General features: G+C 69.1%; 18 protein-coding genes. 6 read left to right on the plus strand and 12 right to left on the minus strand.

Annotation, left to right across the window (positions count from 1 at the left end):
• Positions 1-9: 9 nt before the first annotated feature.
• Positions 10-1,830 (plus strand): DUF7507 domain-containing protein, encoded by a 1,821-nt coding sequence (locus KV397_RS00005; RefSeq protein ID WP_456085685.1) that lies wholly within the window; start codon positions 10-12, stop codon positions 1,828-1,830.
• A 17-nt stretch (positions 1,831-1,847) separates the two neighbouring features.
• Positions 1,848-3,044 (plus strand): RCC1 domain-containing protein, encoded by a 1,197-nt coding sequence (locus tag KV397_RS00010; protein WP_261811859.1) that lies wholly within the window; start codon positions 1,848-1,850, stop codon positions 3,042-3,044.
• Between the two features lie 25 nt (positions 3,045-3,069).
• On the opposite strand, the gene KV397_RS00015 is transcribed toward KV397_RS00010, so the two are convergent.
• The 3 genes from KV397_RS00015 to KV397_RS00025 all read right to left on the minus strand — a co-directional run bounded on the left by KV397_RS00015 (position 3,070) and on the right by KV397_RS00025 (position 5,722).
• On the minus strand, positions 3,070-3,816 hold the full coding sequence (locus KV397_RS00015; RefSeq protein ID WP_153243179.1) for an ankyrin repeat domain-containing protein: 747 nt from the start codon (positions 3,814-3,816) through the stop codon (positions 3,070-3,072).
• A 104-nt stretch (positions 3,817-3,920) separates the two neighbouring features.
• Positions 3,921-4,544, minus strand: a complete 624-nt coding sequence (locus tag KV397_RS00020; protein WP_134352529.1) for a response regulator — start codon at positions 4,542-4,544, stop codon at positions 3,921-3,923.
• On the minus strand, positions 4,541-5,722 hold the full coding sequence (locus tag KV397_RS00025; protein ID WP_165875468.1) for a sensor histidine kinase: 1,182 nt from the start codon (positions 5,720-5,722) through the stop codon (positions 4,541-4,543). Before KV397_RS00025 ends, KV397_RS00020 begins: the two co-directional genes overlap by 4 nt.
• Before the next feature lie 133 nt (positions 5,723-5,855).
• Here KV397_RS00025 and KV397_RS00030 point away from each other — a divergent pair, with 133 nt between their 5' ends.
• A complete protein-coding gene (locus tag KV397_RS00030; RefSeq protein ID WP_315972134.1) occupies positions 5,856-6,416 on the plus strand; it encodes a GlcG/HbpS family heme-binding protein in 561 nt (186 codons plus the stop codon).
• A 118-nt stretch (positions 6,417-6,534) separates the two neighbouring features.
• Complete coding sequence (locus KV397_RS00035) at positions 6,535-7,149, plus strand: class I SAM-dependent methyltransferase (protein ID WP_261811860.1); 615 nt, start codon at positions 6,535-6,537, stop codon at positions 7,147-7,149.
• A 4-nt stretch (positions 7,150-7,153) separates the two neighbouring features.
• Here the strand turns inward: KV397_RS00035 and KV397_RS00040 are convergent, their stop codons facing one another.
• The 6 genes from KV397_RS00040 to KV397_RS00065 all read right to left on the minus strand — a co-directional run bounded on the left by KV397_RS00040 (position 7,154) and on the right by KV397_RS00065 (position 11,454).
• Positions 7,154-7,381 carry an RNA-binding S4 domain-containing protein gene (locus KV397_RS00040; RefSeq protein ID WP_131493235.1) on the minus strand — a complete coding sequence of 76 codons (228 nt, stop codon included), beginning with the start codon at positions 7,379-7,381 and terminating at the stop codon, positions 7,154-7,156.
• A 96-nt stretch (positions 7,382-7,477) separates the two neighbouring features.
• Positions 7,478-8,296, minus strand: a complete 819-nt coding sequence (locus KV397_RS00045) for a hypothetical protein (protein WP_261811861.1) — start codon at positions 8,294-8,296, stop codon at positions 7,478-7,480.
• 79 nt (positions 8,297-8,375) lie between these two features.
• A complete protein-coding gene (locus KV397_RS00050) occupies positions 8,376-9,668 on the minus strand; it encodes a sensor histidine kinase (protein ID WP_261811862.1) in 1,293 nt (430 codons plus the stop codon).
• A 16-nt stretch (positions 9,669-9,684) separates the two neighbouring features.
• Positions 9,685-10,362: a response regulator transcription factor gene (locus KV397_RS00055; RefSeq protein ID WP_047522895.1), complete on the minus strand. Its 678-nt coding sequence runs from the start codon at positions 10,360-10,362 to the stop codon at positions 9,685-9,687.
• A 118-nt stretch (positions 10,363-10,480) separates the two neighbouring features.
• Entirely contained in the window at positions 10,481-11,011 is a 531-nt protein-coding gene (locus KV397_RS00060; RefSeq protein WP_261811863.1) for a putative immunity protein, read from the minus strand.
• Entirely contained in the window at positions 11,008-11,454 is a 447-nt protein-coding gene (locus KV397_RS00065; RefSeq protein WP_131493245.1) for a DUF6194 family protein, read from the minus strand. The genes KV397_RS00060 and KV397_RS00065 overlap by 4 nt, the downstream gene beginning before the upstream one ends.
• Before the next feature lie 79 nt (positions 11,455-11,533).
• Here KV397_RS00065 and KV397_RS00070 point away from each other — a divergent pair, with 79 nt between their 5' ends.
• Both KV397_RS00070 and KV397_RS00075 read left to right on the plus strand, forming a co-directional pair.
• Complete coding sequence (locus tag KV397_RS00070; RefSeq protein WP_261811864.1) at positions 11,534-12,250, plus strand: MerR family transcriptional regulator; 717 nt, start codon at positions 11,534-11,536, stop codon at positions 12,248-12,250.
• Entirely contained in the window at positions 12,247-12,423 is a 177-nt protein-coding gene (locus KV397_RS00075) for a hypothetical protein (protein ID WP_047522894.1), read from the plus strand. The genes KV397_RS00070 and KV397_RS00075 overlap by 4 nt, the downstream gene beginning before the upstream one ends.
• A 26-nt stretch (positions 12,424-12,449) precedes the next feature.
• On the opposite strand, the gene KV397_RS00080 is transcribed toward KV397_RS00075, so the two are convergent.
• The 3 genes from KV397_RS00080 to KV397_RS00090 form a co-directional block, all read right to left on the minus strand.
• Complete coding sequence (locus KV397_RS00080) at positions 12,450-13,832, minus strand: LLM class flavin-dependent oxidoreductase (protein ID WP_232763850.1); 1,383 nt, start codon at positions 13,830-13,832, stop codon at positions 12,450-12,452.
• Between the two features lie 98 nt (positions 13,833-13,930).
• Positions 13,931-14,188 carry a type II toxin-antitoxin system RelE family toxin gene (locus tag KV397_RS00085; protein WP_261811865.1) on the minus strand — a complete coding sequence of 86 codons (258 nt, stop codon included), beginning with the start codon at positions 14,186-14,188 and terminating at the stop codon, positions 13,931-13,933.
• Positions 14,185-14,433 carry a type II toxin-antitoxin system Phd/YefM family antitoxin gene (locus KV397_RS00090; protein WP_153243174.1) on the minus strand — a complete coding sequence of 83 codons (249 nt, stop codon included), beginning with the start codon at positions 14,431-14,433 and terminating at the stop codon, positions 14,185-14,187. The genes KV397_RS00085 and KV397_RS00090 overlap by 4 nt, the downstream gene beginning before the upstream one ends.
• Positions 14,434-14,511: the final 78 nt, after the last annotated feature.

A 14,511-nucleotide genomic window follows, 5' to 3' on the forward strand; every position in this document is an offset into this window, starting at 1 on the left:
ACGGGGACGGTGACGGTGACGGATCCGGTGGTGGATGATCCGCTGGTGGGGTCGGTGACGTGTCCGGTGTCGATCGCGCCGGGGGAGACGGTGACGTGTACGGCGGATGCGGATTACACGGTGGTGGAGGCGGACATCCTCGCGGGTGGGGTGGTGAATACGGCGTCGGTGTCGGCGACGCCGCCGGCGGGTGTGACTCCTCCGGACCCGGTGGAAGACACCGTCATCGTACCGACGGCGATTCCTGATGCGGGCCTGTCCTTGGAGAAGATCGCGGATCTCGCAGAAGCGGATGGTGACGGGATCGCCGAGATCGGCGATGTCATCAGCTACGAGTTCCTCCTCACCAACGTCGGCAATGTGACGCTGGTGGATGTCGGGGTCAGTGACCCGACAGTCGGCACGGTGATCTGCGACACGACCACGCTCGCGATCGGCGAATCCACCACGTGTGTCGCTCCTGCCACGCACGTGGTGACGGAGGATGACGTCCTTGCCGGGGCGGTGACGAACACCGCGACCGGCGTGGCCACACCGCCGGTGAATGTCGGGTTCCTTCCCCCGATCGACACCGCTATCGTCCCGACCGTCGAGGCGTCGGCGGGGCTGTCCATCGTGAAGGACGCGACGATCGACGACACGAACGGGAACGGTCTCGCGGACATCGGCGAGACGATCGCCTATTCGTTCGTGGTGATGAACACGGGCACGGTGACGGTGAGTGACATCACGGTCACGGATCCTCTGGCGGGGAGTGTGACGTGTCCGGCGACGTCGTTGGCGGGTGGTGCGTCGATGACGTGCACAGCCGATGTGCCGTACACGGTGGTGGAGGCGGATCTCCTCGCCGGTGGGGTGGTGAACACGGCGACCGCTGACGGCACGGTGCCTGACGGGGTGGAACCGTTCGAGCCACCCACCGACACGGTCACGACCCCCACCCCTGCTGACAGCGCGGGGCTGGCGATCACCAAGATCGCTCAGGTGGACGACGCGGATTCGAGCGGTCTCGCCGGGCTCGGCGAGACGATCGCCTACTCGTTCGTGGTGATGAACACGGGCACGGTGACGGTGAGTGACATCACGGTCACGGATCCTCTGGCGGGGAGTGTGACGTGTCCGGCGACGTCGTTGGCGGGTGGTGCGTCGATGACGTGCACAGCCGATGTGCCGTACACGGTGGTGGAGGCGGATCTCCTCGCCGGTGGGGTGGTGAACACGGCGACCGCTGACGGCACGGTGCCCGACGGGGTGGAGCCGGTCGAGCCGCCCACCGACACGGTCACCACACCGACCGATTTCCCCACGGCCGGAATCGAGATGGTGAAGAGCGCGACCCTCGACGATGCGAACGGAAACGGCCTCGCCGACGTCGGCGAGACGATCGACTACCGCTTCCAGGTGCGCAACACCGGGAATGTGACGCTCGCCCCCGTCACGATCGACGACCCGATGATCGGTGCTGTCACCTGCGACTCGGAGTCGCTGCCACCGGCGACGATGATGGAGTGCGCGGGTGCGCCCTACACGGTCACGACGGACGATATCGCTCGGGGCAGTGTCGTGAACGTGGCGACCGCGAACGGGACGCCCCCGGACGGCGTCGCGCCGCCTCCGCCGAGCGAGTCCAGCGTCACCGTCGCCACCGCAGCACCTCCGGCTCCCCCCGCGCCTCCGGGTGGAGGGGGCGGCGGTCTCGCCGTCACCGGTGCGGCGCTGGGCGGAGGACTCACACTCGCTGCGCTGCTCCTGGGGCTGGGCGCAGCCCTTCGCGCAGCCGATCGTGTCAGCCGGAAGGAACTGCTCATGAATGCGAAGAGCGTGCTGTAGGAAGAGACGAGATCACGATGGGGAGCCGAGAAGGCGGTCGGTCGCGACGAACGCTCCTGGCGAGCGGCGGGCTCCTGGTCGCGCTTGCCACGGTGATGCTCGTAGCCGTTCCCTCGCAGGCCAGCTTGCAGGATGCGGGCGCGGTTCAGGCGAGTGTGCGCAGCACCGATGCTGTGCCGATTCAGTTCGCGGGGATCGATGCGGGCGAGAGCTACTCGATCGGCTGGACTCCGGACGGGGCCCTGTACACGTGGGGCACCAACGCGAACGGTGTCTTGGGAGACGGCTCCACGGGTGGCTCGCGCCTCATCCCGGAGCGTGTCGTCGCGCTCAACGGAGAAGTGGTGATCGAAGCATCCGCCGGCATCAACACGGCGATCGCGCTGACCCAAGACGGCGAGGTGTTCACCTGGGGGAACTCCACCGTATCCGGGACGACCCCCACGCCCACTTCGCATCCGTTCTTCGCGTCGCTCGCTGATCCGGTCGTCGGTGTCTCCAGCGGTGGCTTCTACTACCTCGCCTGGACCGAGAGCGGAGCCCTCTACTCGTGGGGCGACAGCGGTGGAGGGCGCCTGGGGCGGGCGGCGACGGGTCAGAGTCCTCCTGCCCGAGTGACCGCGCAGGCCATGCTCACGCGGAATGTGGAGGACGCCTCCGCCGGGCGGTTCGGGGGAGCTGCTCGCGTCGACGGTGGTAGCACCGTGATCGCCTGGGGGAACCTCCTCGGGGCGGCGTCCGGCTCGATCGTCACGGGGATCACCACCCCGCCGGCGGCCGGCGTCACGGTAGGCAGCAACAACACCCTGGTCTGGACCGCGAGCGGTGACCTGTTCCACGGGACGACGAGCGCATTGTCACCCGTCGCGGGCGTAACCGGGGTCGTCGGCGCCGCAGCCTCGGTCCCGTCTGCGGGAATCTCGTCGTTCTACGCGTGGACGTCGGGCGGGCAGTTGTTCGCGTGGGGAGCCAATGCGGGGGGCCAACTCGGTCTCGGCACCAACAGCACTGCTGTGGCGGACCCGACACTCGTTCCACTGGCGCCCGGCTCGCTCACTCGCGAAGTCGGAGCGGGAGCGGGCCATGCCCTGTATCTCGGCCAGGAGGGCACCTTCGCCTCCGCAGGCAGCAATGGAACCGGCCAGCTCGGCACAGGCAACACCACCCCACGAAACGCGTTCGGTGCCACGGTTCCCATCTACCGCTGGCCCTGACGCGCGGCGATCGGTGATCCTCGGGTCATCCCATCGCCCGCACGATCTCGGCATGTCCGCGGTCCCGGGCGGTGTCGCGAGCGGTGCGCCCCTGGAAGTCGGCGATGCTGGTGTCGGCGCCCGCTTCGACGAGGAGGCCGACGACCTCGACGTAGCTCGCTGAGCCGTCTCCGAAGAGCACGGCCTCGAGCAGGGCGGTCCATCCGAGGTCGTTCACGTGGTCGACCGGGACCCCCGCGGCGAGGAGGATCCGCACCGTTTCGGCGTACCCGTGCTCGCTGGCCGGGATGAGTGCCGTTCCGCCGAAGCGATTGGTCGAGGTGACATCCGCGCCGTGCCGGATCGTCGCCTCGAGGATCCGGTCGTAGCCCTCCGCGCCCGCGTAGAGGAAGGCGGAGTCCTCGATGTCGTCCTTCGCATCGGGATCGGCGCCCGCCTCGAGCAGCTGGATCGCGGTGTCAGCGCTGTTGTTCTTCGTCGCGATCACGAGCGGGGTGCGGCCGGAGGAGTCGCGGGTCTCGAGGTCGGCGCCGGCGTCGATCGCTTCCGCGATGGCGGCATGGTCGTCGCGAGCGACCGCGTCGAACAGGGCAGTGGTCGCGGCGGCCACCTCGTCAGCCGACGGACTCGGCGAGGCATCCGCAGACGGCGACGCGGTCGGTGCGTGCGGCGTGACGGAGACCGCGGGAGCTCGTTCCGGCGTGCACCCGACGAGCGGCACCGCGGCGAGCGTGAGGATGATCAGAGCGGTGTGGGGCCGGCGAGCGGGCATGGGATCTCCTCGGAGGGTGAAACGCGGTCTCCTTCCAGCCTCGCCGACGACGTGCCGGCACGAATCAGCCGTTCGATAGAGATCCGCTCACGGCGCGTCGGCGGTCAGAGGCGGACGATGCCCTCACGGACGGCATGCGCGATCGCCGCGCCACGACTGTCGACGCGCAGCTTCGTGTAGATGTGGTGGAGGTGCGACTTCACCGTGCCCTCACTGACGAAGAGCGCATGTCCGAGTTCTTTGTTGGAGTACCCGCGCGCGAGGAGCTCGAGCACTTCGATCTCGCGCGCGGTCAGTGTCTCGTCCGGCTTCTGCGTGCGTCCGAGCAGGCGGGTCGCGATCGTCGGTGAGAGCGCGGAGATCCCGGCGGCGGCGGAGCGGATGGCGGCGAACAGATCGGCGGGGCGTGAGTCCTTGAGGAAGTACCCGGTGGCGCCTGCTTCGATCGCCCGCACGATGTCGGCATCGGTGTCGTAGGTGGTGAAGACCAGCACGCGAGTGCCGGGCGACTCCGCCCTCAGGCGGGCGGTGAGATCGATACCGGAGATCTCTGCTCCGAGATCCAGGTCCATCAGCACGACATCCGGCGTCTGCGTCGCTGCGAGCCGGATGACCTCATCGACGTCTCCCGTCTGCGCCACCACGCTCAGGTCATCCTGGGTGTCGATCAGTCCGGCCATCCCGTATCTCAGCACCGGATGGTCGTCGACCAGCATCACGCGGATCATCGCTCGTGCTCCGCGGTGCGCGGGGGAAGGGGGCTCGACGGAACGGTGGCGGAGATGATCGTGCCGTTCCCCGGGGAAGACTCCACGTCGAACGTGCCTCCCGCTGTGGTCGCGCGCCAGCGCATCGCGCGCAGGCCGTAGCCGCGGTCGGCGCGGCCTGCGGCTTCGGGGTCGAATCCGATGCCGTCGTCACCGACGTCGATCCCGATCCTGGCCTGGTCGAAGGTCAGGGTCACGATCACCCGATCGGCGTGCGCGTGCCGGACGGCGTTCACCATTGCTTCCTGGGCGATCCGGAGCAGTGCGTGCGCCTGTGGTTCCGAGATCACGTGATCGGTGCCGATCACGTGCAACTCCGCGCCGAGTTCCGCCGCGGACGCGGCCAACGCCGATGCCAGGGAGTGTTCGGCCAGCCGTGTGGACGAGAGGCCGTGCACGACCCGCCTCGTTTCGACCAGGTTGGCGCGGAGGACGTCCTGCGCACGGTTCGACTCGGGTGATGCCCCGCCGTTCCGCTGCTCCTCTGCCTCGAGGAGCAGCAAGGCGCTGGCGGTCCCCTGCACCACGGTGTCGTGGAGTTCGGCAGCGAGGCGACGTCGTTCGGCTTCCCTCCCCGCCTCGCGTTCGGTCGATGCCAGCCGCGCCTGTGTCGTCTCCAGCTCGGTGATGAGCGCACCGCGGGCCGCGTGCAGGCGTTCGAGCGCCGCGTACGCGAGCGTGAGGATCCCCCCGGCGCACAGGGGGCCGAACAGCATTCCGATGTCGAGCCACCCCGACCATCGGTAGAGGCTCACTCCGACGGCGACGACGATCATGACCGTGAGCGCGAGGGCCCATGCTCCGGAGAAAGCGCGATGGGCGGCGAAGAACAGAGGGAGGGCGCACCACGCGAAGCTGGGAGCCGCGACCACCAGGACGATCCAGGCGGTGATCGCGACCGCCACGCCGACGCGCCGGCGAACCACGCTCGGCTCTCGGACCCGACCGGCGAGGTAGGCGAGCCAGGAGATCGACGCGCCGATGAGGACGAACACCCCGACCTCGTCGAGGCCGTGGTTCACCACGTACCGTGACCCGCACACGACCAGGAGCACCGCGAAGGCCACGTCCACGGCGATGTCGATGGTCGACATCTCGACGGGCCGCGTCGTGGAGTCCGAGGAAGGCGCAGGGGTCATGTCTCCCACGATTATCCGGGCCCCGGCTGAGTGCATCATCCGTTCGATAGATCCTGCGCTGGCTGATCGGTCGATGTGGCGGCAGTCACGGCCTCGAAGGATGGAAGAGCACATCCACCGAAAGGACCATCCGATGACCATGCTCCGCCCCCGTTCCCTGTTCACCGCCGTCGGGGCGGTTTCCGCCCTGCTCCTCCTGGCCGGATGCACGGCCGCCACGGAATCGGGCCCGACAGAACCCGCAGACACCGAGACAGCAGTCGTCACCGTGACCGAGGATGCCGTTGTCACCCCGTCACGTCTGACGGCCGAGACCGCGATGGTCGCCGCGCAGGCCGCCCTCGCCCAGTGCCAGGCCGACGGGCTCGGCTTCGTCAGTGTCTCGGTCGTCGACCGATCCGGGCAGCTGCAGGCGTTCGTGCGCGGGGACAACGCCGCGGCGCACACCATCGAGGCTTCGCAACAGAAGGCCTACACCGCGGCGGCCTTCGGGACCGACACGAGTGACCTCGTCGCTCGCGCCGACGCCCTCCGCGACCTTCCCGGAACCCTCATCCTGGCCGGAGGCGTCAGCGTGAAGGTCGGTGACGCCTCCATCGCCGGCATCGGTGTGGGCGGTGCGCCTTCCGGGGACGCCGATCAGACGTGCGCTGCCGCCGGACTCGCCGCGATCAGCGAAGACGCCGAAAGCTGATCCGTTCGTGCCGCCCACCCACCCGAGGCCGGGCGGCACGAGGTCGGCGCCGTTCCCGGAGCCGCCCGCTACCGTGGGTGTCGACGATCCGGACGACCCGGTGAAGGGACGAACACCCATGCCGAGGAACACCGGGAGCGACGGCCGCATCCGCGAGGGATACTCCGCCCGCGCGGGGGAGTACGCGGAACTCTTCGGCGACATCGACCAGATGGATGCCGACGACCGCGAGCGCATCGCGAACTGGGCGGAGGGGATCGACGGTCGCCTCCTCGACGCGGGGTGCGGTCCCGGCCACTGGACGGCGTTCCTCGCCGCGCGAGGCCACGTGGCGGAGGGCATCGACCTCGTGCCGGAGTTCATCTCCCTCGCGACCGCCCGATACCCGGGTGTGCCTTACCGTGTCGCGTCGTTGTCCGAGGCCGACCTCGAGGAGGGCTCGCTCCGTGGCGTGCTCGCCTGGTACTCGTTGATCCATGCGAGCCCGGGCGAGCTTCCCTCGCTCCTGGCGACGGTGCGGTCGGCTCTCGAAGACGGAGGGGCCCTGCTCCTCGGCTTCTTCGACGGCCCCGACGGTGAGCCGTTCCCCCATGCCGTGACCACCGCGCACCACTGGAGCGTCGACGGGATGTCCGCGCTGCTGGAAGAGGCAGGTTTCTCGGTGATCGACAGTGAGACCCGCGTGCCGACCGGAGCACGACCTCACGCCTCGATCAGCGCCGTGGCGGTCTGAGGCGTCAGGGCCGGACGCGGACCGTGCGGCCTTCGAACGAGACCAGGTCCCCGTCGCGCAGCTGGCGGCCGCGGCGGCGATCCACCTCGCCGTTGACCGTCACGTAGCCGTCGATGATCACTTCCTTGGCGTCACCGCCGGAGTCGAGGAGACCCGCGAACTTGAGGAACTGTCCCAGGCGGATCACCTCACCGCCGATGGAGATGTCGTCGATCGGTCCGGAACTCGTCATCCCTGAATGCTAGTCGCGCGGCAAGCGTTCGAATCGCGCACACGGCTCGATGGGGGCACCGGATGAAGCCATGTGCGCGATTCGGACGGGGCTCGATCAGTCGACGTCGGTCCCGACGACCGCGAAGTCGGCGCTGAAGTCGATGTCGATCGAGCGGTTGTCGGAGGTGAGGACCGAGGCGTCATAAGGGCTGGTGTCATCCCCATCGACGTCGAGATCCGTGATCGTGCCCTCGGCCTCCTCGAAGGCTGCTGCGACGAGGGCGCGGATGGTGGCATCGTCAAGAGTGATCGTGGGTGCGGTGTCATCGTCGTCCGCGGCGTCCGTCGCGATGACGGATGCGGCGAGGTCTTCGGTGACTCGCACCTCGCTCTCACTGCCGTCGGAGGCCGTCAACTGCACCTCCCAGGTCCCGTCACGCTTCGCGTCGATCGATGTGACCTCGCCCTCGGCGGCGCCGCGCGCGGCATCCGCGATGTCGATCAGCTCATCGGCCGAGGACGCGCCGATACCGGTCGCGGGACCCCGGTCGTTCATCCGCGCGTCGTCGCGCTCGCCGCGGTGCTCCTCATGGCGACCGTCGTCGTGGTGGCTGTCGTCGTGGCGACCGTCGCCGGAGATCGAGGGGCGGTGATCGTCGTCGAACTCATCACTGATCGCGGCGCCGACGGCGATACCGCCGCCTGCGAGGACGACGGCTGCCGCGATGCCGCCCCCGATGAGCAGTGCGCGCGTGCGTCCCGACCTGGGAGCAGCTTTCGCCGGAGCGGCGACCGGATCGGCTGCGGGGAACGTCGGGTGCTGCCCGTCGCCGACGGTCGGAGCGGCGGACTCCGGAGCCGGGGATACCGGAACGGTCTGCGCATCCGGGGTGCTCTCGGGCGTCTGGTCGGGGGTGGGGGTCTTGTCATCCATGACCCGATGGTCCCCCGGAGTCGCTGAAGCCATCCTGAAGCGACCTGAAGACCTCTTCAGGATCGACCACCCCGGGCGTTCAGGGCGCGACGGGCAGTGCGAGCACGAAGCGGGCGCCGCTCCAGCGCGAGTCGTCGACCATCAGCGTCCCACCGGCGGAGACGGCGATGCCGCGGGCGATCGCAAGCCCCAGACCGCTCCCGCCGGTGTCCCGGCTGCGCGCTTCGTCGAGCCGGACGAAACGTTCGAAGATCCGCTCCCGCTCCTCGAGGGGGACCCCGGCGCCATCGTCTTCGACCATCACGAACACGTGCCCGTCCGCGGGGACGACACCGATGGCGACTCGGCCGCGACTGTGGCGGACGGCGTTGTCCGCGAGGTTCCGCACCAGTTGGCCCAGGAGACGGGGGTCCGCGTGCACCCGGGCCGCGGCGATCCCCGAGCCGTCGACGTCGAGTCCCGCCGCGCGCAATCGGCGCACCTCGCCCAGCGCGATGTCATCGAGGTCGACCGCTTCGCCGCGCGTGCTCGCCCCCTCGTCGAGACGCGCCAGGAGCAGCAGTGACTCGACGATGCCCTGCAGCCGGAGTCCCTCCTCCGACACCACCTCGGCCAGTTCGCCGATGCTCGTCACCTCCGGGTGGGCCTGCGCGAGCTCGGCGTGCTGGCGGATGGTCGCGAGCGGCGAACGCAGCTCATGGGAAGCATCGGACACGAAGCGTCGTTGTGCGGTGGCGGCGGCATCGAGGCGATCGAGCATGCCGTTCATGGTCGTCGCGAGTGCCGCGATCTCGTCGGCCGTCTCGGGCACCGGCACGCGCTGGTGGAGCCGCTCGGCGGTGATGCCGTCCACTTCTTCACGGATGCGTTCGACCGGACGCAGCGCGCGACCGACGACGAGCCATGTGGTCACCGCGACGAGCAGCAGCAGGAGGGGGACGGCGATCGCCAGCAAGGTCGCCACCGTCGCGAGGGTCTCGGCGTCGTCGTCGATCGCGACGGCGAGCACGAGCGTCCGGTCATCGTCGAGCTCTTCCGAGACGACGAGCACCGCGTCGCCGTCGACCGTCGTCGTCTGCGGGTCATCGTCGATGGGAAGCGGTGTGGAGCCCAGCTTCTCGCGGGCGTCCTCGCTCGCGGCGCGGACGGAGCCATCCGGTCCGATGAGCTGCAGGATCTCATCGTCGAGAGCGTCGATGCCCCGGCCGCCCGGTCCGCCCGTACGGTCGGAGAGCTGCTCGAGACGCTGCTCCGCCGCGCGCACGGTGTTCTCGTGCATGCTGCTGCGCAGGACACCGTAAAAGGAGAAGGAGCCGATGAGCAGGGCGACGGCCACGACCACCGTGGCTCCGAGCGTGGTCCTGCCGCGCACGGAGCGCCAACTGCGGCTAGCCACCGTCGGCCGCCAACCGGTACCCCGCACCGCGGATGGTCTCGATCGCCTCGCGTCCGAACGGCTTGTCGAGCTTGCGGCGCAGATGCCCCACGTACACCTCGACGATGTTCGGGTCCCCGTCGAAGTCGTCGTCCCAGACCCCCTCGATGAGGGCACGTTTCGACAGCACCTGGCCGCGGTGACGCAGGAGGTATTCGAGCACGGAGAACTCCCGCGCGGTCAGTGCCACCGGGGTGTCGCCTCGCCAGACACGATGCGCGGCGGGGTCGAGGCGCAGGTCCCCGGCCTCGAGGATCGCCGGGCGCGCGACGGCACCGCGCCGGACGAGGGCGCGCAGGCGTGCGACGAGGATCGCGAAGGAGAACGGCTTCGTGACGTAGTCGTCGGCCCCGGTTTCGAGCGCTTCGACCTGATCCCACTCGCCGTCCTTCGCGGTGAGCATCAGGACGGGCGTCCAGTTCTCCTCGGCGCGCAGAGCCTCGCACACCTTCCACCCGCTCATACCCGGCATCATGAGGTCGAGCACGATCGCGTCGTACCGTGTCTCCCGCGCACGCCAGAGCCCGTCGACACCGTTGTGCGCGACGTCGACGGCGAACCCCTCGGCCTCCAGGCCACGGCGCACGCCCTCGGCCAGACGCACCTCGTCGTCCACCACCAGGATCCGCATTCCTCCAGTGTGGCCCGTCGACGCTGAATCGTGGCTGAAGCGCCCTCCCCGCCCTTTCGAATCACGCAAACAGCTCGATCTCGGCGTCAGATGCGACCAGTTGCGCGATCCGAAAGGGTCAGGAGAGGGCGGCCTGGAGCTCCCGGATCACGGCGCCGAGGGTTCCGGTGGCGAGGAGGCCCGGGCCGAGCGGGCCCGCCGTGTTCGCACCGAGGGGCGGGAGTCGTCGGAGCGCCGCCGCGGCTTCGGGGGAGAGGTGCGCGAGCTGCCAGTGCACCTCTCCGGCACGAGCGTCGGAGTCGTCGGGGTGCGCGAGCTCGACCGCGCTCGCGGCATAGGCGGCCGCCCCGAACGCATGAGCGCCCATGTGCGCGACGCCCGCAGCCTGGGCAGCCGCCCGCGCAGCGGCCGCACCGGCGGGCGTGGTCGCAGCCTGGGTGGCGCGACCGGCGACGAAGCGGCGGCGGATCTCTCCCGCAGCGGTGAGTTCTCCCCGTGCGAAGGCGCGAGTTCTGGCGATGGCGTCGCGCGCACGGTCATCGTCCGGCGCCTCCCTCTCGAAGAGGGGCAGCACGCGTTCGGCACAGTCGGCGGCCCACACCGCGACCAGGCGCCGATCCTCCTCGGCCATGCCCTGCACGGTGGTCATCCTCGTCGCGCTCGGCGGTCGGCGCGAGCGCGGGCGGACTCGTGCGCGTCGCGGAGCAGGGCGAGCACGGTGTCCGACGTCCGCGCGGCCGGATCGATCACGCAGACCCACCCGGCCGTGCCGTACAGCGGATGCGGCTGGAACACATCGACATCGGTCGGCTGTGCGTCCGCGGCCACGAGTGGGTCGGCTTTGCCCTGGCCGACGTGGATGTTCACCCGGAAGCGCCCGGGGGTGTCGAGCGCGGAGGACTCGTCGTCCGGATAGTTCTTCGTGATGATCGTCCCGTAGGGCTGTGTGCGCTCCGGCATCCGCCCGTCCGGGGCGTAGTAGAAGTAGGCGTCTCCCCAGGAGAGCTCGGGGTAGGGGCCACCTGCTTGGGGGGTGATGACGAGGACGCCGTCGAATCCACGGACGGCATCGATGATCTTCTGCATGTTCATGCTTCAATGATGAAGTTGAAGCGCTTATGTGGAGTTTTTCTCCGTGGCGAAGGGAAATTCGATGATGAACCCTCAAGAGGTGACTCTGACGACAGCGCTGCTCGGGCGACGTGTGGGGTACTCGACCCAACAGGTGCGAGACCTGGAGAGGCTCGGCGTCCTCCCCGCGGCCGCGCGCGGGCCCAACGGCTACCGCCGCTACGGTCCGCACCATGAAACGGCGCTGCGTGCCTACCGGGCGATGGCAGCGGCCCTCGGCCCTGTGCCCGCACGACGACTGATGCCCGAACTGATCGACGCATCGATGGAAGACGCCGCCGAGCGGATCGACCTCTTGCACGCCGACCTCGCCGAGGAGCGCTCACGCGTGCGGGAAGCGCTCCGCGGCCTCGAGGTCGCCAGGGAGGAAGCCGACGACGACTTCGACGAGGATGATGCGATGGCCATCGGTGAACTCGCCCAGGCGCTCGGCATCCGCTCCTCCGCCCTGCGTCATTGGGAGCGCGAGGGGCTCGTCCACCCGCTCCGGAGTGCGGCGTCGGCGCGCTCCTACGGTTCCACGGCGATCACCGAGGCGCGTGTCGTCGCCGCACTCCGTTCGGGTGGGTACGGCATCCCTGCGATCGCCCGCATCCTCGACCAGGTACGCGCCCACGATCGCACGGACGAGGTGGAGGTGATCCTCGCGGAGCGGCTCGCGGCGCTCACCCGACGCAGCGTCGCGCTCCTCGCCGCCGCGGGGCACGTGCACGATCTGCTCGTTCTCCCGGTTCGACTCCGTAGGCTGGAGGCATGACGAAGAACATCTGGACCATCCTCGGCGTCATCCTCGCCGTCGTGATCGCGTGGTGGATCGTGAGCGCGTTGTTCTCGGTCCTCGCGTTCATCTTCAAGCTCGCGATCGTCGCGGTCGTCGCCGTGGTGGTCTTCCTCGTGCTCCGCGGGATCTTCAGCCGCAGCGACGACTGACGCACTCCTGCCCGTGAGCCTCCGCGTCAGGCCCGGGCGAACTCCCCGACCCGGTACTTCGCGGCACGGTGCGTGTCCTGCACCCGGTCGCCGCGACCGTGGAGCTTGTTGCGGAGGGTGCCCGGCGCGTACTCCTCCGGGTAGGCGCCGCGTTCGCGCAGGACCGGGATCACGTGCTCGATGATGTCCTGCCACGTGCCGGGGGTGACCGCGTAGGCGAGGTTGAAACCGTCGATGTCGGTCTCGTCCACCCAGGACTGCAGTTCGTCGGCGATCTCGACGCCGGACCCGACGATCGTGGGGCCGAGGCCGCCGATCGCGTTGTGCCGCCCGAAGTCCCCGACGGTCCATTCGCGGCCGAGGTCGGCCTCCTCCTTCAGGTGCTGCAGCACCGACTGGATCGCGTTGGACTCGACGTTCCCGACCGGCTCGTCCTCGGCGTACTGCGACAGGTCCACGCCCATCCATCCCGACATGAACGTGAGCGCACCCTCGGGGCTCGCGTAGGAGAGGTACTCGGCGTGCTTCGCGGTCGCCTCTTCGCTGGTGGCGGCGGTGATCACGGTGAGCAACGTGTAGATGCGGGCGTCGTACCGGTCGCGGCCCGCCGCTTCGAGGGCATCGCGGATGCGCTTCACGGTGCCGGCGAGCACCTCCTTCGAGGGGGCGGCGACGAAGATGGCCTCGGCGTTCTCGGCCGCGAATTTCACTCCGCGCGGACTGGCGCCGGCCTGGTAGATCACCGGCGTGCGCTGCGGTGACGGCTCGGAGATGTGGATGCCCGGCACGCTGAAGTGCTTGCCGTCATGCCCGATCGGGTGCACCTTGGCCGGGTCGGTGAAGATGCCGCGCTCGCGGTCCTCGACCACCGCGTCGTCCTCCCACGACCCCTCCCAGAGCTTGTAGAGCACCTCGACGTACTCGTCCGCATGGTCGTAGCGGTCGTCGTGCGCGAGCTGGTCCTCCTGGCCCATGTTCCGCGCGGCGCTGGGCAGGTATCCGGTCACGACGTTCCACCCCACGCGTCCCTGTGTGAGGTGGTCGAGCGTGCTCAGCCGGCGCGCGAAGGGGTAGGGGTGCTCGAAGGCGGTGCCGGCGGTGATGCCGAATCCCAGGTTCTCGGTGACGGCGGCCATCGCGCTCACCAGCAGGATCGGGTCGTTCACCGGCACCTGGGCGCCGTTGCGGATCGCGGCCTCGTTCGTGCCGCCGTAGACGTCGTAGGTCCCGAGCACGTCTGCGATGAAGATGCCGTCGAACGTCGCGCTCTCCAAGAGCTTCGCGAGGTCGGTCCAGTACGAGAGCGTGTTGTACTGCCGCGACCGGTCGTCGGGATGCCGCCACAGCCCGGACGACTGGTGGGCGACGCAGTTCATGTCGAAGGCGTTGAAGCGGATCTGACGTGTCATGCACCCATGAAAGGCGAACGGCGTGCGCGAATCCAGGGCGGCCGACACGCACGGACACATTTCAGGAGGAGGACTCGGTCACGTCGATCCGGTCGGGGTCAGGGCTTGTACACGTCGCGGCGATGGCCGAGCGTGACGACTGCGACGATCAGGACATCGTCGTCAACCGTGTAGATGATCCGATAGCTCCCGACACGGACGCGGAGTCCGTCGCGTCCCCGCAGGGCCTTTGCGCCGGGAGGTCGGGGGTTCTCACCGAGAAGAGCGATCGCGCCGCGAATCCGGTCGCGGTCCTGGTGGTCGACCCTCCTCAGTGCGCGAACTGCGGCGGGGCGCAGCTCGATCCGGTATCTCACGTCCAGCCCAGGTCGGCCTTCACCTGCTCCCAGGGGACGTCGGGACCCTCTTCTGCCATCGCCTCGTCGAATGCGGCGACATCTTCGGCGTCCTCGAGTGCGTCGAGCATCCGCTCATACTGCTCGGGGCTGATCACGACCGCAGTGCGCTGACCGCGACGCTCGATGAAGACCGCTTCCTCCTGAGAGCGGGCGATGACCGTGGAGAGGTTGTTGCGTGCGTCGGCGACGCTGATCGTGGACATGACCCAATTGTACATTTGGAGGTCTGGGATGTACATGATTGGTCCACCGCTCTCCTCCGCGGGCTCTACCCTTGACTG

Source organism: Microbacterium aurugineum, from assembly GCF_023101205.1.
Classification (GTDB): domain Bacteria; phylum Actinomycetota; class Actinomycetes; order Actinomycetales; family Microbacteriaceae; genus Microbacterium; species Microbacterium aurugineum.